At 52.4% G+C, this 20,087-nt stretch carries 17 protein-coding genes; 9 read left to right on the top strand and 8 right to left on the bottom strand.

The annotated features are described in order from the left end of the window. Position 1: 1 nt before the first annotated feature. Together NQ495_RS00440 and NQ495_RS00435 are read right to left on the bottom strand one after the other, a co-directional pair. Entirely contained in the window at positions 2-982 is a 981-nt protein-coding gene (locus NQ495_RS00440) for a dihydroorotate dehydrogenase-like protein (RefSeq protein ID WP_009134967.1), read from the bottom strand. 77 nt (positions 983-1,059) lie between these two features. Beyond that, positions 1,060-1,725, bottom strand: a complete 666-nt coding sequence (locus NQ495_RS00435) for a YggS family pyridoxal phosphate-dependent enzyme (protein ID WP_009134968.1) — start codon at positions 1,723-1,725, stop codon at positions 1,060-1,062. 89 nt (positions 1,726-1,814) lie between these two features. On the opposite strand from NQ495_RS00435, the gene NQ495_RS00430 reads away from it, so the two are divergent. Beyond that, a complete protein-coding gene (locus tag NQ495_RS00430; RefSeq protein ID WP_009134969.1) occupies positions 1,815-3,503 on the top strand; it encodes a dipeptidase in 1,689 nt (562 codons plus the stop codon). Positions 3,504-3,633: 130 nt separating this feature from the next. Here the strand turns inward: NQ495_RS00430 and NQ495_RS00425 are convergent, their stop codons facing one another. The 4 genes from NQ495_RS00425 to truA form a co-directional block, all read right to left on the bottom strand. After that, positions 3,634-5,211 carry a leucine-rich repeat domain-containing protein gene (locus NQ495_RS00425; RefSeq protein WP_147513087.1) on the bottom strand — a complete coding sequence of 526 codons (1,578 nt, stop codon included), beginning with the start codon at positions 5,209-5,211 and terminating at the stop codon, positions 3,634-3,636. A gap of 298 nt (positions 5,212-5,509) precedes the next feature. Beyond that, positions 5,510-5,878 carry a hypothetical protein gene (locus tag NQ495_RS00420; protein ID WP_009134971.1) on the bottom strand — a complete coding sequence of 123 codons (369 nt, stop codon included), beginning with the start codon at positions 5,876-5,878 and terminating at the stop codon, positions 5,510-5,512. Between the two features lie 115 nt (positions 5,879-5,993). Then, a complete protein-coding gene (gene galK, locus NQ495_RS00415) occupies positions 5,994-7,145 on the bottom strand; it encodes a galactokinase (RefSeq protein ID WP_009134972.1) in 1,152 nt (383 codons plus the stop codon). A 28-nt stretch (positions 7,146-7,173) separates the two neighbouring features. Next, on the bottom strand, positions 7,174-7,929 hold the full coding sequence (gene truA, locus NQ495_RS00410; protein ID WP_009134973.1) for a tRNA pseudouridine(38-40) synthase TruA: 756 nt from the start codon (positions 7,927-7,929) through the stop codon (positions 7,174-7,176). Positions 7,930-8,056: 127 nt separating this feature from the next. Here truA and dapB point away from each other — a divergent pair, with 127 nt between their 5' ends. The 8 genes from dapB to NQ495_RS00370 all read left to right on the top strand — a co-directional run bounded on the left by dapB (position 8,057) and on the right by NQ495_RS00370 (position 17,159). Beyond that, positions 8,057-8,773, top strand: a complete 717-nt coding sequence (gene dapB / locus NQ495_RS00405) for a 4-hydroxy-tetrahydrodipicolinate reductase (RefSeq protein ID WP_009134974.1) — start codon at positions 8,057-8,059, stop codon at positions 8,771-8,773. A gap of 54 nt (positions 8,774-8,827) precedes the next feature. Then, the gene (lepB, locus tag NQ495_RS00400; RefSeq protein ID WP_009134975.1) at positions 8,828-10,201 is read left to right on the top strand and encodes a signal peptidase I; all 1,374 of its coding nucleotides are present in this window, start codon (positions 8,828-8,830) and stop codon (positions 10,199-10,201) included. A gap of 6 nt (positions 10,202-10,207) precedes the next feature. Next, a complete protein-coding gene (locus NQ495_RS00395; protein WP_009134976.1) occupies positions 10,208-10,825 on the top strand; it encodes an IMPACT family protein in 618 nt (205 codons plus the stop codon). Between the two features lie 15 nt (positions 10,826-10,840). Beyond that, positions 10,841-11,752, top strand: a complete 912-nt coding sequence (pyrB, locus tag NQ495_RS00390) for an aspartate carbamoyltransferase (RefSeq protein WP_009134977.1) — start codon at positions 10,841-10,843, stop codon at positions 11,750-11,752. A gap of 16 nt (positions 11,753-11,768) precedes the next feature. Next, positions 11,769-12,230, top strand: coding sequence for an aspartate carbamoyltransferase regulatory subunit (pyrI, locus tag NQ495_RS00385; RefSeq protein WP_009134978.1), 462 nt, complete (start codon positions 11,769-11,771; stop codon positions 12,228-12,230). An 86-nt stretch (positions 12,231-12,316) separates the two neighbouring features. Further along, positions 12,317-15,292, top strand: coding sequence for an excinuclease ABC subunit UvrA (gene uvrA / locus NQ495_RS00380; RefSeq protein WP_147513113.1), 2,976 nt, complete (start codon positions 12,317-12,319; stop codon positions 15,290-15,292). A 6-nt stretch (positions 15,293-15,298) separates the two neighbouring features. Beyond that, the gene (locus tag NQ495_RS00375; RefSeq protein WP_009134980.1) at positions 15,299-16,516 is read left to right on the top strand and encodes a M16 family metallopeptidase; all 1,218 of its coding nucleotides are present in this window, start codon (positions 15,299-15,301) and stop codon (positions 16,514-16,516) included. Between the two features lie 7 nt (positions 16,517-16,523). Then, positions 16,524-17,159: an O-methyltransferase gene (locus tag NQ495_RS00370; RefSeq protein WP_009134981.1), complete on the top strand. Its 636-nt coding sequence runs from the start codon at positions 16,524-16,526 to the stop codon at positions 17,157-17,159. Positions 17,160-17,235: 76 nt separating this feature from the next. On the opposite strand, the gene NQ495_RS00365 is transcribed toward NQ495_RS00370, so the two are convergent. Both NQ495_RS00365 and NQ495_RS00360 read right to left on the bottom strand, forming a co-directional pair. Continuing rightward, positions 17,236-17,784 carry a hypothetical protein gene (locus tag NQ495_RS00365; protein ID WP_009134982.1) on the bottom strand — a complete coding sequence of 183 codons (549 nt, stop codon included), beginning with the start codon at positions 17,782-17,784 and terminating at the stop codon, positions 17,236-17,238. Positions 17,785-17,790: 6 nt separating this feature from the next. Next, positions 17,791-20,070, bottom strand: coding sequence for a RelA/SpoT family protein (locus NQ495_RS00360; RefSeq protein WP_009134983.1), 2,280 nt, complete (start codon positions 20,068-20,070; stop codon positions 17,791-17,793). Between the last annotated feature and the right edge of the window lie 17 nt (positions 20,071-20,087).

Here is a 20,087-nt window from a genome sequence, read left to right as displayed (position 1 = left end):
ATCATTCTCCGCGAGCCGCAAAATATTTCATGAACTGGGCCCGCTCGTAAGCCAGCGGATGGGCCACCGAACGGTAATTGAGCCTGCCGCAGAATTCGGAGATCGACGTGAAACGATGTTCCGTCATCCAACCGCTGAGGTAACCGTTGATCCGGTCGATCACGCCGAGGCCGTTGTGGTAGATAGCCGAACAAACCTCAAACGCCGAAGCGCCCGCCAACAGCACTTTGACGGCATCCGCTCCGGTATGGACTCCGGTCGAAGCCGCAATATCCAGATCGGGGAAAGCGGCCGAAGCCATCGCAATCCAACGGATACTGCCCCGCAAGTCGGCCGAAGTGCTGAAAATATCCGCTTCCATCACCTGTACAGAATCGGTATTGATATCGGGTTCGTAAAAACGGTTGAACATCACGACGCCTTCGGCGCCGCACTGACGAATTCCCTGGATCATGTTCAGCGGGCTGGTGAAATGCGTGCTGATTTTGACGGCAACCGGCACCGACACCTTCTCTGCGACGTCGCGGACGACGGACAGGTATTGGCGCTCAATTTCCGCTCCCGCTACCATAGGATCCGCAGGCAGGAAGAAAACATTCAATTCCAACGCATCCGCTCCGGCCTCCTCGATCCGTCGGGCAAAATCGATCCACCCGCCTTCGGATACACAGCAGATGCTGCCGATTACCGGAATCGACAGGTTCTTTTTCGCTTCGGCGATCAATCCGATATACTGCTCCAGATAATCCTCCTTCAGATAGAAATGGAGGTAATCGGCAGCTTCCGGATACGCGTTGTAAACTTCCAGATGGGCCGTCTCATTGACAATCTGTTCTTCGAAGACCGATTTGAGCACGACCGCTCCCGCTCCGGCAGCTTCGAGACGCTGTAATTTTTCCAACGAAGCGGTCAGGCCGCTACTGCTCACAATCAATGGATTGCGCAGCGACAATCCGAGATATTCCGTTTTCAACTGTTTCATCCTTCCTTCGATTTCAAATGGTTTTCATATCCGCGTCATACGGACTCCGAAACGAGCCGTTGTTATTCCGACGCGCATCACACGTAATTTCGGGCTCCGAAAATCAGACTGCCGATGCGCACCATATTGCCGCCGCAGGCGATGGCCTGCAGGTAATCACCACTCATCCCCATCGACAGCGTGTCAAAATCCCGACCGAAAAAATCGTGCCTCAATCGGCTGAAAAGCCCGTTTAGGCGCATGAATTCGTCACGAACCACCGATCCATCGTCCGTGAAGGTCGCCACTCCCATCAAACCCCGGAACCGGACCCCCTGCATCTGACGATACTCGCCACCGCGCAGGTACGCGATTAACTCGCCTTCGTTCCAGCCGTGTTTGCTCTCTTCACGTGCCACATGCACCTCGAAAAGAACATCGATGACCCGATTGTTTTTCAACGCCTGTTCATTAATAACACCGAGCAGTTTTGCCGAATCGACCGAATGGATCATCGAAACATACGGTGCGATCAATTTCACTTTGTTCGTTTGCAAATGGCCGATCATGTGCCACTCGATATCCGCGGGAAGCTGTTGCCGCTTGGCATCCATCTCCTGCGGGCGGTTCTCGCCGAAAAGGCGCTGCCCGGCGTCATAAGCCTCCCGGACCACCTCTGCCGGGTAGGTTTTGGATACAGCTACCAACCGGACTCCGGCCGGAAGCGACGCTTTCAATTCTGCTAATTTGTCTTTAATGGCCATCTTGAATGCCGCTTTATAAGGAAATTTGCCTATTTTTGCTACTCCTGCTCGCAGGCGAAGCGAACCAAAATTAATCAAAAACCCACAATATGAAAAGAAAACTGACGGCTTTATTTCTGGCCGCCGTTGCCATGACGGCTTTCGAAAGCGAAGCCTGCACGAACATTCTCGTATCGAAAGGGGCCACCAAGGACGGCTCGACGATGATTACTTACACAGCCGACTCGCACCAGCTGTACGGATGCCTCTACTTTCATCCGGCAGCAAAATATCCAGCCGGCACGATGATGCCCGTGTATGAATGGGATACCGGTAAATACCTCGGTGAAATCGCACAGGTACCCGAAACCTATTCGACCGTCGGCAACATGAACGAGCACCAGCTGATTATCACCGAAAGCACGTTCGGCGGTCGCGGACTGGGGGACTCGACGGGAATCATCGACTACGGGACGTTGATTTATACGACCCTGCAGCGGGCCAAAACCGCGCGCGAAGCGATCCGGGTGATGAGCGACCTGGTGAACACCTACGGTTATTGCTCGAGCGGCGAATCGTTTTCGATCGCCGATCCGAACGAGGTATGGCACATGGAGCTGATCGGCAAGGGCGTCAAGATGGTGAACGGCAACAATGTGAATAAAGGAGCCGTTTGGGTAGCACTCCGCGTCCCGGAAGGTTATATCGGCATGCATGCGAACCAGGCACGCATCACCACTTTCCCGTTGAACGATCCTGAAAATTGCCTCTATTCGCCCGACGTAATTTCGTTCGCAAAAGAATCGGGATTCTACAAAGGCCCGGATAAGAACTTCAATTTCGCCGACGCTTATGCTCCGCTCGATTTCGGGTCACTGCGCGCCTGCGAGGCCCGCGTATGGAGCGCCTTCAACCGCGTCACCAAAGGGGAGATGGAAAAGTACCTCGACTATGCGATGGGCTACGACGCGTCGAAACGCATGCCGCTGTTCGTTAAACCGGCAGAGAAATTGAGCGTCAAAGAGGTGGCTTGGCTGATGCGCGACCACTTCGAGGATACGCCGATGGATATGCGCAACGACATCGGGGCAGGGGGACACAACCTGCCGTACCGCTGGCGTCCGATGCACTTCAGCGTAGACGGACAAGAGTACCTGAACGAACGCGCCATCGCCACACAGCAAACCGGCTTCTGGATGCTGGGACAGGCCCGCAATTGGCTGCCCGATGCCGTGGGCGGCATCCTGTGGTTCGGCGTGGACGATTCGGGCACCTCGTGCCTCACGCCGATCTACACCTCGTCGACCCGCGTACCCGAATGTTTCCGCGAAGGGAACGGCCACATGACGGAATATTCGCCCACCTCTGCCTTCTGGCTCTTCAACCGTGTGGCGAACTTCGCTTACCTGCGCTACGACCTGATCAGCAAAGATATCATCAAGGTGATCGACGAACTCGACACCCGCAACGAAACCGAGATTCCGGCCGTAGATGCTGCCGCGATGCTGTTGTACGAACAAAATCCGCAATTGGCAATCGACTTCTTGACCAACTTCTCGGTCTCGACGGCGCAGAACATGTTCGAACGCTGGCAGCAACTCGACCAGTACCTGCTGGTAAAATACATGGACGGCAACGTCAAAAAGGAGAAGGAGGGCAAGTTCCTCGACAACGGCAACGGACGCAACATTCCGGCATCGCCCAACTATCCGGGCTACAATCAGGAGTGGCAGAAAGCCGTGGCCGGCAGTACAGGAGACAAACTGAAAGTTGTCAAAACCAAAAACCTGCCGGAATAAGCCGATAGGCGGCCATCCAATGAAATAAAAGGCGCACCCACATAACCTGTGAGTGCGCCTTTTATGAATGTACCGGTTTAATGCTTCAATTGATAGATAAACAGCACTGAATACTGCTATCAACTATAAATCAATTTAAAAGGATTTTATAATATTCATACTCTTTTTCATCTTCATTACTGTATGCTTTAATAAAAATTTCCGAATCGGATTTCCATATGATATTTTTTATAAAAAATGGAAATTTCGATTCTTCCGCGTACCGAATGATATATGAGGCAGGAACTTCCTTGTCATTTATTTCAAATATACGGACCGAGCCACCCCCATCTCCGGAATTATAATAATCAAGCAAATAATCATTGTTCGGCGAAAGTAACGGAGCACTCCCGAAAGCATCGCCCAAAGCCAATAATAAATACTCATTACCTTTTTCCTGGTCGATCAGCATACAATCCGAAAACGTAATTAGATCACCGGAGACATAACAAGAAAGGAATGCATACATATCCAAATCAGGATAATAACCCACATATTCCCACCATGACTCTCCGCCACGATAATATCCTTTCACGGTATCTTTTCGGAACTCAACCTCTACATTGTTGATATTCAAACAATAGCTCTTTTCATCTTCTTTGATTTGCTTCTTCAGCAATTTCTGACCATTGATATCGCAGCTAAGATATTGCTCTTCTGTTATTGGCAATGCTTTCAAATCATGCAGTTCAGCACCATCATCCGTATGACCAATCGTAAAAAAATTAATTTCAGGGGGAGCTGGGGTCATAAATTCTCCAACGCCATCAAGGGGTCCATTTTCCGGAGGCGACCAACCTCTCTGGCGCAAAAGAGAACGGTCACAATTTTCAGCTCCGGGAATATCGGACATTTCAAGCTCCGGGTGCGGAGCATCATTGTAATAATCGACAACAGGAAGCGTTTTAAACACGGCATTAAGTTCTTCGGCTGAAAAGTTATTGCCGCTGATCAGTAATTTTCTTAACTTTTTATTTTGACTCAAATCCAGTGCTGTCAATTTGCACCGGCATATCAAAGTCCTTAATTCTATATTGTTGGTTACATCAAGCTCTTGCAATAGACCGTCACAACTAAGAAATTCCAAATTCCGGTTCGCACTTACATCCAATGATAGATTTTCGTTATCAAAACACACTAACTCTCTAAGCTTTTGATTGTGGATCACATCTATATCTTTCAATTGATTTTTTGAACAAAACAACACTTGCAGATTTCTATTCTGACTCATATCAAGAGTTCGCAGCCTATTTTCCGAACAGTCTAACTGCTCCAGATCCGGATTGTGTGTCACATCCAATTCTGTTAATTGATACTCCCTGCATAGTAGGTTCCGGACTGATTGACATTGGCTGATATCGAGCTGTAACAAGGAATCCGTAAATACGACAACCGTTTCACGATCTCCTTGAGGTGCCGAAAGATGATATTTATACGATATATTCAGGGGGGACGTAAACAACAGATTTCTAATCGGGCCGGTAATCGCGACTATCCGTTCGCAATTTGCGGAAAATTTGCATTTGATAATGTCCTTTTTATCAAATCCTTTCCCTACCACCTTTTGCGTTTTGCTCCCGTCCGAAATTGTAAATTCGAATCCCCGGGTAGCCAGCAAGCGCAGAGAACCGTTAGCCCGGAATCCCACCGTATCCGCAATGCTGTCCATAGAAACTCTGGTCAACTCTTTCCCGTTCGCCTGTCTACAATTCAAAGAGAATAGGGTCAACGATATTATGACGATCCATTTACTCATCCATTTATCCTTATCTGTAACGGGTTACCTGTCCATTCGTTCAGCCAGGATTTCACCGATACCGGAATACAATTCCGCCGAAGAAATTCGGCATACCAATGGCTCAAAAGAAAGCTATCGTTTGTAATATAAAATAATTACAGGAGTTCTGCAAGGAAAATCGAACAACATCTTGATTTTCCATGCAGAACTCCCGCAGTAAAAAACGTCTCTATTTTTGCCCGAATTCTTTCTCCTGAAGCGTCGTTTGTTCCTCACCCAAAGTCTGCAGGACATAACGGACATAAACCGTGTTGCCGTACGACGCGAGCGTAGCCGCATCGATCTTGCCCATTTCCGCATCGAACCGGACAATGGCCTGCTTATCGGCATCCTGTTGGTCTGTCGAAACAATGGACAAACTTTTGGCGATACCGAGGGATTCCAAGTAAAGCATCGGTCCCAACAGCGTCGAACCGTCATACGCATACCCGTCGATCCCGATGGCATACAGGTAAGTTTGATCCTTGTCATTCTTGCAACCTGAAAACAGGCCTGTACCCAGCAGCACAATGATGCTTATGAATAAAACCTTTTTCATAATCACATTCTGAGTCGATCGCGTGAAAGTAGAAGGTAGAAGTATGGAACTCTTCGTTGCCGTCATTCCGGTAATCGCCAAAACGAAGCGACCGTTTGCACTCGGGCCCACCCGGTTATCCGATCTTATGTGCACCCTGCGAGATCACCACTTCGATCACACGGGGTTTGTGCCCGAACTCCTGCTCGAACTTTTCGGTAATTTCAGCCACATATGCATCGTATGCTTCGGTTTTCACGATATTGATCGTGCAACCGCCGAAGCCGCCGCCCATCATGCGCGCTCCCAAAACTCCCGGATTCTTACGGGCAATATCGACCAGGAAATCGAGTTCCTTGCAGCTCACTTCGTACCATTTGCTGAGTCCCTCGTGTGAACCGAACACCTTCTGTCCGAAAGTAACGTAATCGCCTTTTTCGAGTGCTGCGCATCCGTCGAGCAGGCGTTGATTCTCATTGATAACGAAACTGCAACGGCGGTATACCACATCATCCATCTCATCCTTGTACTTGTCGAGCATCTCCATGGTCACATCCCGCAGCGATTCCACGCCCGGTTCGTGCTTCGCCACCACGGCTACACCCGCCTCGCACTGCGCACGGCGAACATTGTATTCGGATGACGCCAACGTATGCTTGACCTGGGTGTCGAACAGCACGACCTTACAACCGGCGGCTTCGGGATTGAACGGCTCGAGTTTGTATTCGAGCGAACGGCAGTCGAGCCGGACGATTTTACCCTTTTCACCGAAAAGCGAAGCGAACTGGTCCATAATCCCGCAACGCACACCGATGTAGTTGTGCTCGGTCATCTGACCGATTTTAGCCAGCTCTTCACGCGAAAAACCGAGGTTGAACGTATCATTCAGCGCAAAACCTACGGCGCTTTCCAGTGCGGCGGACGATGAAAGGCCCGCTCCAAGCGGCACATCCCCCCCGAACGTCATGTCGAAAGCAGGCACCTTCGCTCCGCGTTTTTCCATCTCTTTGACTACGCCGTACACATAGCTGGCCCATTGCTGGGCCGGTTTGTCACCGGTCATGTCCAGCTCGACAGCTTCGTCGTAATCGATCGAATAGACATGGCTCACCTTGCCGCCGTTAGGTTTAACCGCCACATAAATCGCCTTGTCGATGGCGCCCGGCATCACGAAGCCCATGTTGTAGTCGGTGTGTTCGCCGATCAGGTTGACACGACCCGGGGATGCGTAGCACACCGCGCCGTCGCCGTATAATGCTTTGAATTTCTCGAGGATTTTCGTTTTCATGATCTATTCCTGTTTTAGGTAGGTAAATTTAATGCTGTTTCACATATACGTCATCCGGATAGTCCACCCGCGTAAGGAACAACCCCTGCGGCGGAGCGGAAGTTCCCGCCAGTGCCCGGTCGCGCCCGTCGATCACCGCACGGAATCCTTCGACCGACAGTTTGCCGCGTCCCACGTCCAGCAACGTACCGACAATCGCGCGCACCATATTGCGTAAAAAACGGTCGGCCGCCACGGTAAAAACGTAACATCCGTCCTGCTCCCGCCACTGTGCCCGAGTCACCCGGCAAATATTGGTTTTGTTGCCGGAATGTAGCTTGCTGAAGCTGGTGAAGTCCTGCCGCCCGAGCAGTGTCTCCGCCGCTTCGTTCATCCGGTCCAGATCAAGCGGCATAATCAACTGGTAGGCCACGTCACGCCGGAACGGGTCTTTACGGGGAGAAACATAATACTTATACTCCCGCTCAACGGCATCGAAACGGGCATGTGCATCGTCCCGCACGCGCCGCACGTCCTGAACGGCAATATCCCAGGGCAGGATCGCATTGAGGTGATAACAAAACCGCTGAGGCTCTTCCAACGGACATTCCGCGTCGAAATGAGCCACATAACGAGCCGCATGCACCCCCGTATCCGTCCGTCCCGCACCGACCACTCCCGTCGGAACCCGTAAAATCGTGGAGAGAGCCTCCTGCAACGTCTGTTGCACCGAAGGGGCATTATTCTGTATCTGCCACCCGTTGTATGCTTTGCCCGAATAGGAGAGTTCCAAAAAATAGCGCACGGAAACCAATTTTCATACAAAGATAAAATTTTGTCCTAAATTAACCGTAAACGTCGCGTCTGTTGGCTGCTATTTTTTTCGTATTTCAGGAAAATTAAGCTATTTTTGTGCAAATATATCATATCCTATGAAGATCGCTCTCGTGGGCTACGGCAAGATGGGCAAGGAGATCGAACAGATCCTTATCGCGCGCGGCCACACTATTTCCCTGATTATCGACGTTAACAATACGGCAGACCTCGACGCCGATCACCTCAGAGACATCGATGTCGCCATCGAATTCACCACTCCGCAGACCGCCTACGGCAACATCGTCAAATGCATCGAAGCGGGCGTGCCCGTCGTATGCGGCACGACGGCATGGCTCGACAAACTGCCCGAAGTCGAACAACTCTGCAAAACGAAACAGGGCGCTTTTTTCTATGCCTCGAACTACAGCATCGGCGTGAACATCTTTTTTGAGATCAACCGCTATCTCGCTGAACTGATGAACCGTTTCGGCGAATACGACGTGACGATCGAAGAGACGCACCACACCCAGAAAAAAGATGCGCCGAGCGGCACGGCCGTAACGCTGGCCGAAGGTATCCTCAGCAACCTCGGCCGCAAACGGAAATGGGTGTGCGGCACCACGACCGTCCCCGAAGAGCTGGAAATCGCAGCAATCCGCCGGAGCATCGTACCCGGCACGCACACGGTCACTTACGAATCCGATGTCGATTCAATCACGATGACGCACACGGCCAAAAGTCGCCGGGGATTCGCCCTGGGAGCCGTGCTCGCCGCAGAGTTCCTGCGGGGTAAAAAGGGCGTCTATTCGATGGAGGACCTGATGCGGGCCTAACGACGGACAGGAAACCCCGGAGCGCTGCGGCCAAATCACATTAAAACGACCAACGTGAACAAGATCAAACAAATCTGGAGCAACAAATGGGTGAAGTTCGGTACCGTATCGGTCATCTACCTGCTGGTTTTCGTCGTGTGGACGGGTAATCTGTGGCTGCTGATCGGCCTGCCGTTCATCTACGATTACTACATCTCCAAATACCTCGACCGCTGGGTTTGGAGCCGCAACCGGGCACTCAAACAACGTTCGAAAAGCTATAAAAAGACGATGGAGTGGGTCGAATCGATCCTCTTCGCGGTCATCGCCGTGACGATCATCCGCGTATTCCTGTTCGGCATGTATGTCATCCCGACTTCGTCGATGGAAAAAACGCTGCTCGTAGGGGATTACCTTTACGTAAGTAAAGTCGCTTACGGACCCGCGATGCCCAATACGCCGCTTTCGTTCCCGCTCGTACACCATACGATGCCTTTCTCGCAGACGAAAAAATCATTCGTCGAGTGGATCAGCTGGCCTTACCACCGGCTCAAGGGATTCGGCCACGTCCAGCGCAACGATGCCGTGGTATTCAACTTCCCGGAAGGGGATACGGTCGTACTCGACGATCCGACTGCAAACTACTACGATATCCTGCGCCAATACCAGCTCCGGTACGGACCCGACCGCGGACGCGAAGCACTGCTGCAACAGCATGAAATCATCACCAGGCCGGTGGACAAACGGGAGAACTACATCAAACGCGCAGTAGCGCTGCCCGGCGACACGCTTCAGGTGATCCATTCGGACGTATTCGTGAACGGCCAGCCGCAAAGCCGCATCCCGAACAAACAGTATGTTTATTTCATCCGGACGGACGGTACGATGATCAACCCGCAAGCCCTCGAGGATATGGGTATTGCACAGGCCGACATCAACTACGATGCCGCCGAACGGACCTACATCATGCCGCTTACCGAGGACAACCTCGCCCGTATCAGCAAAATGCGCAACGTGACCGACGTGGTCAAATACGAGGCCGAAGGGGTCGATCCGAACGTTTTTCCGCAAAGTCCCGGTACTTATCCCTGGAATGCGGATAACTTCGGACCGCTGTGGATCCCCTCGAAAGGGGCTACTGTACAACTGACCGAAGAAAACCTGCCGCTTTATCGCCGCATCATCGAAATTTACGAAGGCAATAGCCTGGAGGTCAAAAACGGCGTGATCTACATCAACGGCAAACCGGCCAGTAAATATACGTTTGGTATGGATTACTATTTCATGATGGGGGACAACCGGCACAACTCGGCCGACTCGCGCTTCTGGGGTTTCGTTCCCGAAGACCACATCGTGGGCAAGGCATCGGTCGTGTTGTTTTCGACCGACAAGGAGAAAAAATTCCCGAAGAACATCCGGTGGGACCGCATGTTCACATGGATCAAATAACAGAAGATGGAGCAACCGACCTTCGACACCTTCTACACTCTGGGCGGCGAAGCCGAAGCTCTGTACAAGGACAAAGGGAGCAAATTCCTCGCTTACGGCTATCCGGTTACTTGCGAGGAAGAAATTAAAGGGCGGCTGGATGCGCTGCGCAAACGTTACTACGATGCAACGCATCATTGCTATGCATGGCGTCTCGGCCCGAAAGGAGAGAGCTTTCGGGCCAACGACGACGGGGAACCTTCGTCGACCGCCGGCCGGCCGATCCTCGGACAGATGCTCTCGCGGGAAGTGACCGACGCGCTGATCGTGGTAGTACGCTACTTCGGCGGAACGAAACTGGGCGTACCGGGACTGATCGAAGCCTACAGGAGATCGGCAGCGCTGGTGCTCGAGAATGCAGAAATCGAACAGCGCACGGTGGACGTACAGACAACGATCCGGTTCAGTTATCTGGCCATGAACGATGTGATGCGCATCGTCAAGGAATTGCAGCCGCAGATTATCGCACAACAATTCGACAACCTCTGCACGATGACCCTCGCGATCCGGCAGGGCTTTGCAGCACAGTTGCTCGACCGGCTCTCCAAGGTGGAGGGCCTCGAACTGGAAACAGACGATCAATAAAACAACATAAGGGTTATGGGAAAGAAAAACCTGGTATCGATCAACGACTTTTCACGCGACGAAATACTCAAGATCATGGAGCTTGCCGCGGGCTTCGAAGCCGATCCGCACCAACAGGTGCTTGCCGGCAAAGTTATCGCATCGCTCTTCTTTGAACCGTCCACCCGCACGCGGCTCAGTTTCGAAAGTGCGATCAACCACCTGGGCGGACGCGTCATCGGATTTTCGGACACGTCGAACACCAGCGTATCGAAAGGTGAAACATTCCACGACACGATCACGGTCATTTCGAATTATTGCGACATGATCGTCATGCGCCACTATATCGAAGGAGCGGCCCGCTACGCAAGTGAAATTTCCAAAGTGCCGGTCGTTAATGCAGGCGACGGCGCGAACCAGCACCCGAGCCAGACGCTGCTCGACCTCTTCTCAATCAAAAAGACGCAGGGACGGCTCGACAATATCAACATCATGATGGTAGGCGACCTGAAGTACGGACGCACGGTGCATTCGCTGCTGCAGGCCCTCTCGCACTTCAACCCTACCTTTACATTCGTCGCCCCCGAAGAGCTGAGAATGCCCGACGAATACAAACTTTTCCTCAAAGAGAAAGGGATCGCCTACACCGAAACCGAGCGGATCGAAGAGGGCATTAAGGAGGCCGATATCGTGTACATGACGCGCGTGCAGCGCGAGCGCTTTTCCGACCCGATGGAGTACGAACGCGTCAAACACGTCTACATACTCAAAAACAGCATGCTCGAGGGAACCAAAGAGAATATGCGCATCCTGCATCCGCTGCCGCGGGTGGGCGAAATCGCCGAGGATGTGGACTCGAATCCGAAAGCATACTATTTCCAGCAGACCGAAAACGGCGTTTACACGCGCATGGCAATCATCAGCTACCTGTTGGGGGCAACCAAGTAAACCATTTCTGTTACGTATGACCATGGAAGGAACATTAGAAGTCCGGGCAATCGAAAACGGTACCGTGATCGACCACATTCCGGCCAACAGCCTGTTCAAAATCATCAAGATACTGGGTCTCGATACCGAGACGCACCGCATTACCTTCGGCATGAACCTCGAAAGCAAGCGGATGGGAACCAAAGCGATCATCAAGATCAACGAACGTTTCTGCCAGCAGGAGGAGATCAACCGCATCGCGATCGTTGCGCCGATGGCCGCCGTGAACATCATCAAGAACTACGATGTAGTCGAAAAACGGGCCGTAGAAGTACCCGAGACGATCGAAGGTTTCGTGCGGTGCGCCAACCCCAAATGCATCACCAACATGGAACCGGTGCGCACTTCGTTTACCGTCATCCACGGCGATGAAATTTCACTCCGGTGCAAATATTGCGAGAAGATCACGCATCAAAACAGTATCGAGATAACCAAATAGAAACCGTGCCTAAACCGCGTTCCGCCAAATATACCGTCCCCGCCTCAGAGGGGAGGGGTGTTCCTGTCGACGACCCGTCCAAGCAGATGATCCACGTCAAGGGAGCCCGTGTACACAACCTCAAAAATATCGAGGTCAAAATTCCGCATAACGAACTGGTGGTGATTACCGGCCTTTCCGGTTCGGGTAAATCGACGCTCGCCTTCGACACCATCTTCGCGGAGGGGCAGCGGCGTTATGTCGAAAGCCTGTCGGCCTATGCCCGGCAGTTCCTCGGCAAGATCAACAAGCCCGAGGTCGATTTCATCACCGGCATAGCCCCGGCCATTGCGATCGAACAGAAGGTCAATACGCGTAATCCGCGTTCGACGGTCGGCACCTCGACCGAAATCTACGACTACCTGAAACTGCTTTTCGCCCGGATCGGACACACTTATTCGCCTGTTTCAGGGCGTGAAGTCACATCGCATACGGTAGCCGACGTGGTGAACTACATCGTTGCGCTCCCTCCCCATACGCGCATCCTCGTGACCGCTCCGCTGATCCTCGGCGAAGGACAGGGACTGATCGAAAAGCTTACCCTGCTTTCGGGAGATGGTTTTCAACGTGTATATATCGCCGGAGAAGTGCTTTTCATCGAAGATGTAGTGCAACAAGCCGAACGCTACAACGAAGCCCGGGATATCCGCATCGTGATCGACCGTGCGAAGGTCAGCGCCGAAGAGGAGCTCCTCAGCCGCCTCGGCGATTCGGTCTCCACCGCGTTCAACACGGCAGGCGGCATGTGCGATATCGTCATACAAAATCCGGAAGGCGACCGTGTCGAACACTTTTCATCACGCTTCGAGCTCGACGGCATCCGCTTCGAGCATCCTTCGGAACATATGTTCAGTTTCAACAATCCGATGGGGGCCTGCCCGCGATGCGAGGGTTACGGCAAAGTGACCGGCATCGACGAAGACCTCGTGGTACCGGATAAAGCCAAAAGCATTTATGATGGCGCCATTGCCTGCTGGCGCGGCGAAACGATGAAATGGTGGAAAGAACAGTTGATCGAGCACGCGCCCAAATTCAACTTTCCGATCCACCGGCCCTATTACGAACTGACCAAACAGGAAAAGCACCTGCTGTGGAAAGGCAACGAATATTTTCACGGACTCGACCGTTTTTTCAAGTTCCTCGAAAGCGAACGCTACAAAATCCAGTACAGGGTCATGCTATCGCGTTACACGGGCAAAACGATCTGTCCCGACTGCGAAGGGGGACGCCTGCGTAAGGAAGCGCTGTACGTCCGGGTCGGGGATAAAAACATCACCGAACTGGTCACGATGCCGGTCGATGAGCTGCAAGATTTCTTCACCGCACTGCCGCTCGACGACCGGGAACGGCACATGGCCGAGCGTATCCTCACCGAGATCACTTCGCGACTCACATACCTGAACGAAGTAGGGTTGGGTTACCTGACGCTCGACCGGCTCTCATCGACGCTATCGGGCGGTGAAAGCCAGCGTATAAACCTGGCCACTTCACTGGGCAGCAGCCTTGTGGGATCGCTCTACATCCTCGACGAGCCGAGTATCGGACTGCATCCGCGCGACACGTACCGGCTGATCGGCGTTCTGAAAAAACTGCGCGACCTGGGTAACACGGTGATCGTAGTCGAACATGAAGAAGAGATTATCCGTGCAGCAGATACGATTATCGATATCGGCCCGTTGGCCGGCTACCAGGGCGGGGAAGTGGTATTCCAGGGCTCTGTAGATGAACTAATCCATTCGGAAAAGAGCCTTACGGCCAAATACCTGACCGGCCGGGAGACTATCGAAGAACCGAAGCATTACCGCAAATGGAACAGCTATATCGAAGTGCTGGGAGCGCGGGAAAACAACCTCAAGGGGATTGACGTGAAGTTCCCGCTCGGTGTGATTACCTGCGTCACCGGAGTGAGCGGCAGTGGCAAATCGTCGCTGGTCAAGGGTATCCTCTATCCGGCCGTGCGGCGCGAACTGTACGAAACGGGACTGAAACCAGGCAGTTTTTCCGGGCTGTCGGGCGACGTCACCCGCCTTAAATCAATCGAAATCATAGACCAGAATCCGATCGGCAAATCGTCACGCTCGAATCCGGTCACTTACATCAAAGCGTACGACGAAATCCGCAAACTTTTCGCCGACCAGCCTTATGCGAAACACAACAACATGAATCCGTCGCATTTTTCGTTCAACATCGCGGGCGGGCGCTGCGAGGAGTGTCAGGGCGAAGGGGTGATCAAGGTCAGCATGCAGTTTATGGCCGACGTCGAGTTGGTGTGCGAATCCTGTGGCGGCAAACGGTTCAAAGACGACGTACTCGAAGTGAAGTACCACGACCGTTCGATTTACGACATTCTGGAGATGACCGTTGACGATGCGATCGAATTTTTCGGTAAATACCAGGACAAAGACCCGGTCAACAAAAAGATCATCGAAAAACTGAGCACTTTGCAGGATGTGGGTCTCGGTTATATTAAACTGGGGCAATCCTCTTCGACGCTCTCTGGCGGCGAGAGCCAGCGCGTGAAACTCGCATCGTTCCTCACCAAAGAGAACGCACAGGGACCGATCATGTTCATCTTCGACGAGCCGACCACCGGCCTGCATTTCCACGATATCCGCAAGCTGCTCAAATCGTTCAACGCGTTGATGTCTAAAGGACATACGATCGTAATTGTCGAGCACAACATGGATGTCATCAAGTCGGCCGACTGGGTGATCGACCTGGGACCGGAAGCCGGGGACCGGGGCGGATACCTGGTTTTCGAAGGTACGCCTGCGCAGCTCAAAGATTGCAAAGAGAGTTATACCGGCAAATTTCTGGCTCTCAACACCGACCGGAAAACCGGGTCGGCAGTCGCATCCAAGATGTCGACAGCATCCGGGCCGACAACGGAAATACCTGCTGACAATAGGGCTAATACGACGGAAAATACGGGAAGGACACGATCCAAGAGGAATAAACCGCAAACAGCCGAAACAAAGTACCCCTCTCAGAAAACCGTCAAAACAACCAAATCCGAAGCATAATCCGGCATGGACCTAATCCAATATACGCTTCCCAACGGCATCCGGTGCATCCTCAAGCGGGTGCGCTCGGCCGTCGCACATTGCGCACTGACAGTCAATACGGGCAGCCGCGACGAATTGCCGTCGGAATATGGTTTGGCCCACCTGCTCGAGCATTCGTTTTTCAAAGGCACGACACACCGCAAATCCTACCACATCAACTGCCGTCTCGAAAACCTCGGCGGGGAACTGAATGCCTATACGACCAAGGAAGAGACGGTAATCCATACCACGACGCTCAAAAGCGATGCGGCCAAAGCGGTCGAACTGATCGCCGATATCGTATTCCACTCGGTCTTTCCGCAAAAAGAGATCGACCGCGAAAAAACGATTATCATCGACGAGATCAACTCCTACAAAGACACCCCCTCGGAACGAATCTTCGATGACTTCGAAGATATGGTTTTCGCAGGCACTTCATTGGGGCATAACATTTTAGGAAAGAAGGGGTCGCTGATGAAATTCACGCGCGACGACCTGCTTCGTTTTATCGGCCGCACCTACAATACCGACCAGATGGTCTTCTCGATGATCGGCAACATATCGGAGAAACGCTTTACCGAACTGTGCAACCGCTATCTCGGTGAAACGGCTTCGCATCCGCGCACATTCGAGCGGGACCGAACCGACCGTTATGTCCCAATGACCAGAACCCTGCACCGCAGTTCCCATCAGGCACACTGCATCATCGGCAATCAGGCTTACAGCCTCAGGGAAGAGAAACGCATTCCGCTGTCGTTGCTGACCAACCTGCTGGGCGGTCCGTCGGCCAATTCACTGCTGAACCTCGTGGTTCGCGAACGCAACGGACTGAGCTATACGATTGAAGCAGGCTTCACGCCGCTGAGCGATACGGGTATCTCGACAATCTATTTCGGCACCGACCGCGACAAGGTCGATCTGTGCATCGAACTGGTCAACAACGAACTGGAAAAAATAAAGCGGGGAGAAATCAGTCCCCGGCTGCTGAATATGGCCAAAAAGCAGTTTATCGGACAAATGGCCATAGCCATGGAGAACAACGAGGGATACATGCTCAGCGCAGCCCGCAATTACCTATACTACAACCGGGTCGAGACAATCGATTCGATCCGCCGGAAAATTCGGGAGGTCTCGCTCGACGATTTGACCGAAGTAGCCCAGACGGTGTTCGGTGGGAATCTCTCTACATTGATATATAAGTAAACGGACAATGGACGACCTCGAACGCTACATAGCCGATCACATCCCGCCGGAAGATTCGCTGCTGACAGCATTGGACCGTGAAACCCACCTGCGGGTAATCCAGCCGCGGATGATCTCAGGACACCTGCAGGGACAACTGCTCAAAATGCTCGTGCAAATGATCTCGCCGCAACGTATTCTCGAAATCGGCACATTTACAGGCTATTCGGCCATTTGTATGGCCAGGGGGCTACAAGCGGGCGGGGAAATCCACACAATCGAAATCGACGACGAGTTGGAGGAGATCGCAGCCAAATATTTCCGGGAAGCGGAACAGAACATACAGGGACGGATCATTCAGCACATCGGCTCCGCCCTCGATCTGGCGCCGGGGTTAGGTATATTCGACCTGATCTTTATCGACGGGGACAAGCGGGAGTATCCGCAATACTACGAAATGGCGATGCGCTCGCTCGTCCACAGCGGCAGCTACCTGTTGGCCGACAACATTCTCTGGTACGGGAAAGTGGCGGAACAGACTCCTGCGGGCGACCGTTTCACCGAAGGCATCAAACAATTCAACCGCATGGTAACGGAAGACGACAGGGTAGAGAACGTCATCCTTCCCCTACGTGACGGGCTGAATCTGATCCGAGTGAAATAATCAAAGTACCCCTGGCACGAAACCGGACCTTATCACATACCCCAAACCGGACGCCCTCTGGTAATTCCGCTAAAGGTTACTCCTGATATTTTGGCCGTAAAATCTCCGAATAGAGCATGGCCATACGCGGATCGAAACCTCCCGCAAAAATATCTTGTACATCCTCGGTTTTAACGGGATCCGTCAATTCTCCGGCCGCAATCTCTCGGTCCGCCACACCTGCCAACATAATGTCAGCAAGAGGATCCTCCTCTTGTATATCTTCCAACCGTTCCAATGCTGCGGCAATCGCACCGTCATCGTAAGAAAACGGTACAGACTGCCGGGAATCGGCAAAAGTCGCCGCTTTCTCCAACTGCGTGTCAGGATCAGGATGCGGTTTCACGTCAGTAGTCGCAGGAATTATGGGACGGACCGGTTTCCATTCCACCTCATCCGTTTCAACCGTCTCCGGTTCCACTTCCGCTTGGGCAGTCTCTTTGCGTTGAATCTCCCGCAACAGGTCGTCCCACGGAGAATCCTGGGGCAACCGATCCGACTCGCCCGGCGGCGCAGGCTTCTTTTTCAACAGAGAAAGAGCGATCGAAGCTCCCACGGCAATCAATAACGGCAACAATCCTTCCATCCTGTTCTACTCTTTAAGATTTTCGACCCGGGTAATTTTTTCGACACCCTTAATTTTACCGACTTTTTCCATAATCAGCTTTAGGTCTTTCAGATCCTTGACATACAGGCTGATACTACCTTCGAAAATACCGTCATGGCTCTGCAGGCGCAATTCGCGGATATTGGTATTCAATTCACCGGTAATCACCTGCGACAATTCCATCAGGATACCCACCCGGTCGATCCCCCGCAATTCAAGAATCGTCAGGTAGGACATCGCCTTATGGCTCGACCATGCAACCGGCGTCAGGTTATTGCCGTGCTGGCTGGCCAGCTTGATCAGCTCGTTGCAACTTTTTTTATGCACATCGACCTTGTGCGTATCGGGATTTTTGTAACCGACCACTTCATCGCCCGGAATCGGGTTACAGCACGGAGCGATCACAAATTGCGGCTGTTCGAAATCCGCATCCGCTCCATCGGTCGCCTCGCGCGCTCCGGTCTCTTTGCCGGAATCCTTACCGCCGTTTTGGGTTTGGGCCTTTTTACGGTCGTCGCCATTGAGAAATTTGAACGGATTGGGAATCTGTAGTGTCCAAAATTTCAATATTTTACTAGCTGAATTCTCGCGTAGCACCTTTTCCAGGCCATCCAAGTTTATAATCCCGGCGCCGAGCTTACTGTAAAACTCATCTTTCGTGGTACACTCGTACGCAGGGAGTACTTTACGAAATACGCGGGCACGGGCACTGGGGGGTATACCGAATTCGTGCAACCGGGCCTCGAATACCTCGCGTCCCCGGTTGATGTTATTGATCTTCTCCTTTTTGAGAAAACTGATGATGCACTGCTTCGCTTTCGTCGTGGCCACATGATCGAGCCAGTCGGTCTTCGGTTTGACATTCTGCGAAGTGATAATCTCAATCTGGTCGCCGCTCTGGATCGGTGTAAAAATCGATTCGATTTTATGGTTGATCTTCGCCCCGATGGCACTGTTACCGATATTGGTATGAATGTCGTAGGCAAAATCCAGGGCCGTCGCTCCCTGCGGCAGCGTCCGGGATTCGCCTTTGGGTGTAAAAACAACGATTTCGTTGGTGTAAAGGCTTAATTTGAAGTTATCGAGAAACTCGACTGCATTTTCGGTCGGACTGTTCAACGCCTCGCGCACCTGCTTGATCCAACGGTCGAATTCACCTTCATCGCGTCCCTCCGCATCGGTGCTCTTATATTTCCAGTGCGCAGCGAAACCACGCTCGGCAATCTCTTCCATCCTTTGCGAACGGATTTGCACCTCGACCCAGACGCCGTCGGGTCCCATAACGGTGGAGTGGAGCGCCTCGTAACCGTTGGCCTTCGGAATATTGACCCAATCGCGTAACCGGTCCGGTTTCGGTTTGTAAATATCCGTAACCAACGAATAGATATGCCAGCACTGCGATTTTTCCGGGATCAGCGGTGAAGGTTTGAACACGATACGGATCGCAAACAGGTCGTACACCTCCTCAAAAGGAATCTGCTTACGCTGCATTTTGGACCAGATCGAATAGACCGACTTGACGCGACCCGAAATCTCGAAATCGATCCGGTTCGCTTTCAGCACTTCGATCAGCGGAGCATTGAATTTCTCGATAAACCGGACTCGGTCCGGTTCGGTTTCGTGAATCTTCTGCTCGATCTGGCGGTATTCTTCGGGAAAACGGTACTTGAGCGTTAAATCTTCCAGCTCGCTCTTAATCGCATACAGACCAAGCCGATGGGCCAACGGAGCGAACAGATAGATCGTCTCGCTTGTGATTTTCATCTGCTTGTGGGGCGGCATGCTGCCCAGTGTCCGCATGTTGTGCAACCGATCGGCGATTTTTATTAAGATCACGCGTACATCGTCCGATAGGGTAAGCAGTACCTTGCGGAAATTCTCGGCCTGCTCCGATGTCTCGGTCTTGAATACCCCCGACATTTTGGTCAGGCCGTCTACCATCTGCGCGATTTTCGGGCCGAACATCGACTCGATATCATCGACCGTATAATCGGTATCCTCGACCACATCGTGCAACAAAGCCGCCACAACCGACTTGACCCCGAGGCCGATTTCATCGACTACGATCATCGCCACGGCCAACGGATGCAGGATATAGGGTTCACCCGAACGACGCCGCACACCCTCGTGGGCCTCTTTCGCCAGAAAAAAAGCACGCTTGATCAGATCGGCATCCTTTTCAGTCTTGCAAATCTTCGTACAATGCTCCATCAGGCGGTCGAACGCCGTATCGATCAGCCTCTCGTCTTCCGGACTATATCCCATATCCGATACTCCTTCAA

It is taken from the genome of Alistipes indistinctus YIT 12060 (genome assembly GCF_025144995.1).
GTDB lineage: Bacteria > Bacteroidota > Bacteroidia > Bacteroidales > Rikenellaceae > Alistipes_A > Alistipes_A indistinctus.
This window is presented reverse-complemented; position numbering and strand designations above follow the sequence as displayed.

What these genes read in the sequence shown, in the direction of transcription:
- NQ495_RS00440 (WP_009134967.1), bottom strand. Translation starts at nt 982, where the DNA reads ATGAAACAGTTGAAAACGGAATATCTCGGATTGTCGCTGCGCAATCCA.
- NQ495_RS00435 (WP_009134968.1), bottom strand. Translation starts at nt 1,725, where the DNA reads ATGGCCATTAAAGACAAATTAGCAGAATTGAAAGCGTCGCTTCCGGCC.
- NQ495_RS00430 (WP_009134969.1), top strand. Translation starts at nt 1,815, where the DNA reads ATGAAAAGAAAACTGACGGCTTTATTTCTGGCCGCCGTTGCCATGACG.
- NQ495_RS00425 (WP_147513087.1), bottom strand. Translation starts at nt 5,211, where the DNA reads ATGGACAGCATTGCGGATACGGTGGGATTCCGGGCTAACGGTTCTCTG.
- NQ495_RS00420 (WP_009134971.1), bottom strand. Translation starts at nt 5,878, where the DNA reads ATGAAAAAGGTTTTATTCATAAGCATCATTGTGCTGCTGGGTACAGGC.
- galK (WP_009134972.1), bottom strand. Translation starts at nt 7,145, where the DNA reads ATGAAAACGAAAATCCTCGAGAAATTCAAAGCATTATACGGCGACGGC.
- dapB (WP_009134974.1), top strand. Translation starts at nt 8,057, where the DNA reads ATGAAGATCGCTCTCGTGGGCTACGGCAAGATGGGCAAGGAGATCGAA.
- NQ495_RS00395 (WP_009134976.1), top strand. Translation starts at nt 10,208, where the DNA reads ATGGAGCAACCGACCTTCGACACCTTCTACACTCTGGGCGGCGAAGCC.
- pyrB (WP_009134977.1), top strand. Translation starts at nt 10,841, where the DNA reads ATGGGAAAGAAAAACCTGGTATCGATCAACGACTTTTCACGCGACGAA.
- pyrI (WP_009134978.1), top strand. Translation starts at nt 11,769, where the DNA reads ATGACCATGGAAGGAACATTAGAAGTCCGGGCAATCGAAAACGGTACC.
- uvrA (WP_147513113.1), top strand. Translation starts at nt 12,317, where the DNA reads ATGATCCACGTCAAGGGAGCCCGTGTACACAACCTCAAAAATATCGAG.
- NQ495_RS00375 (WP_009134980.1), top strand. Translation starts at nt 15,299, where the DNA reads ATGGACCTAATCCAATATACGCTTCCCAACGGCATCCGGTGCATCCTC.
- NQ495_RS00370 (WP_009134981.1), top strand. Translation starts at nt 16,524, where the DNA reads ATGGACGACCTCGAACGCTACATAGCCGATCACATCCCGCCGGAAGAT.
- NQ495_RS00365 (WP_009134982.1), bottom strand. Translation starts at nt 17,784, where the DNA reads ATGGAAGGATTGTTGCCGTTATTGATTGCCGTGGGAGCTTCGATCGCT.
- NQ495_RS00360 (WP_009134983.1), bottom strand. Translation starts at nt 20,070, where the DNA reads ATGGGATATAGTCCGGAAGACGAGAGGCTGATCGATACGGCGTTCGAC.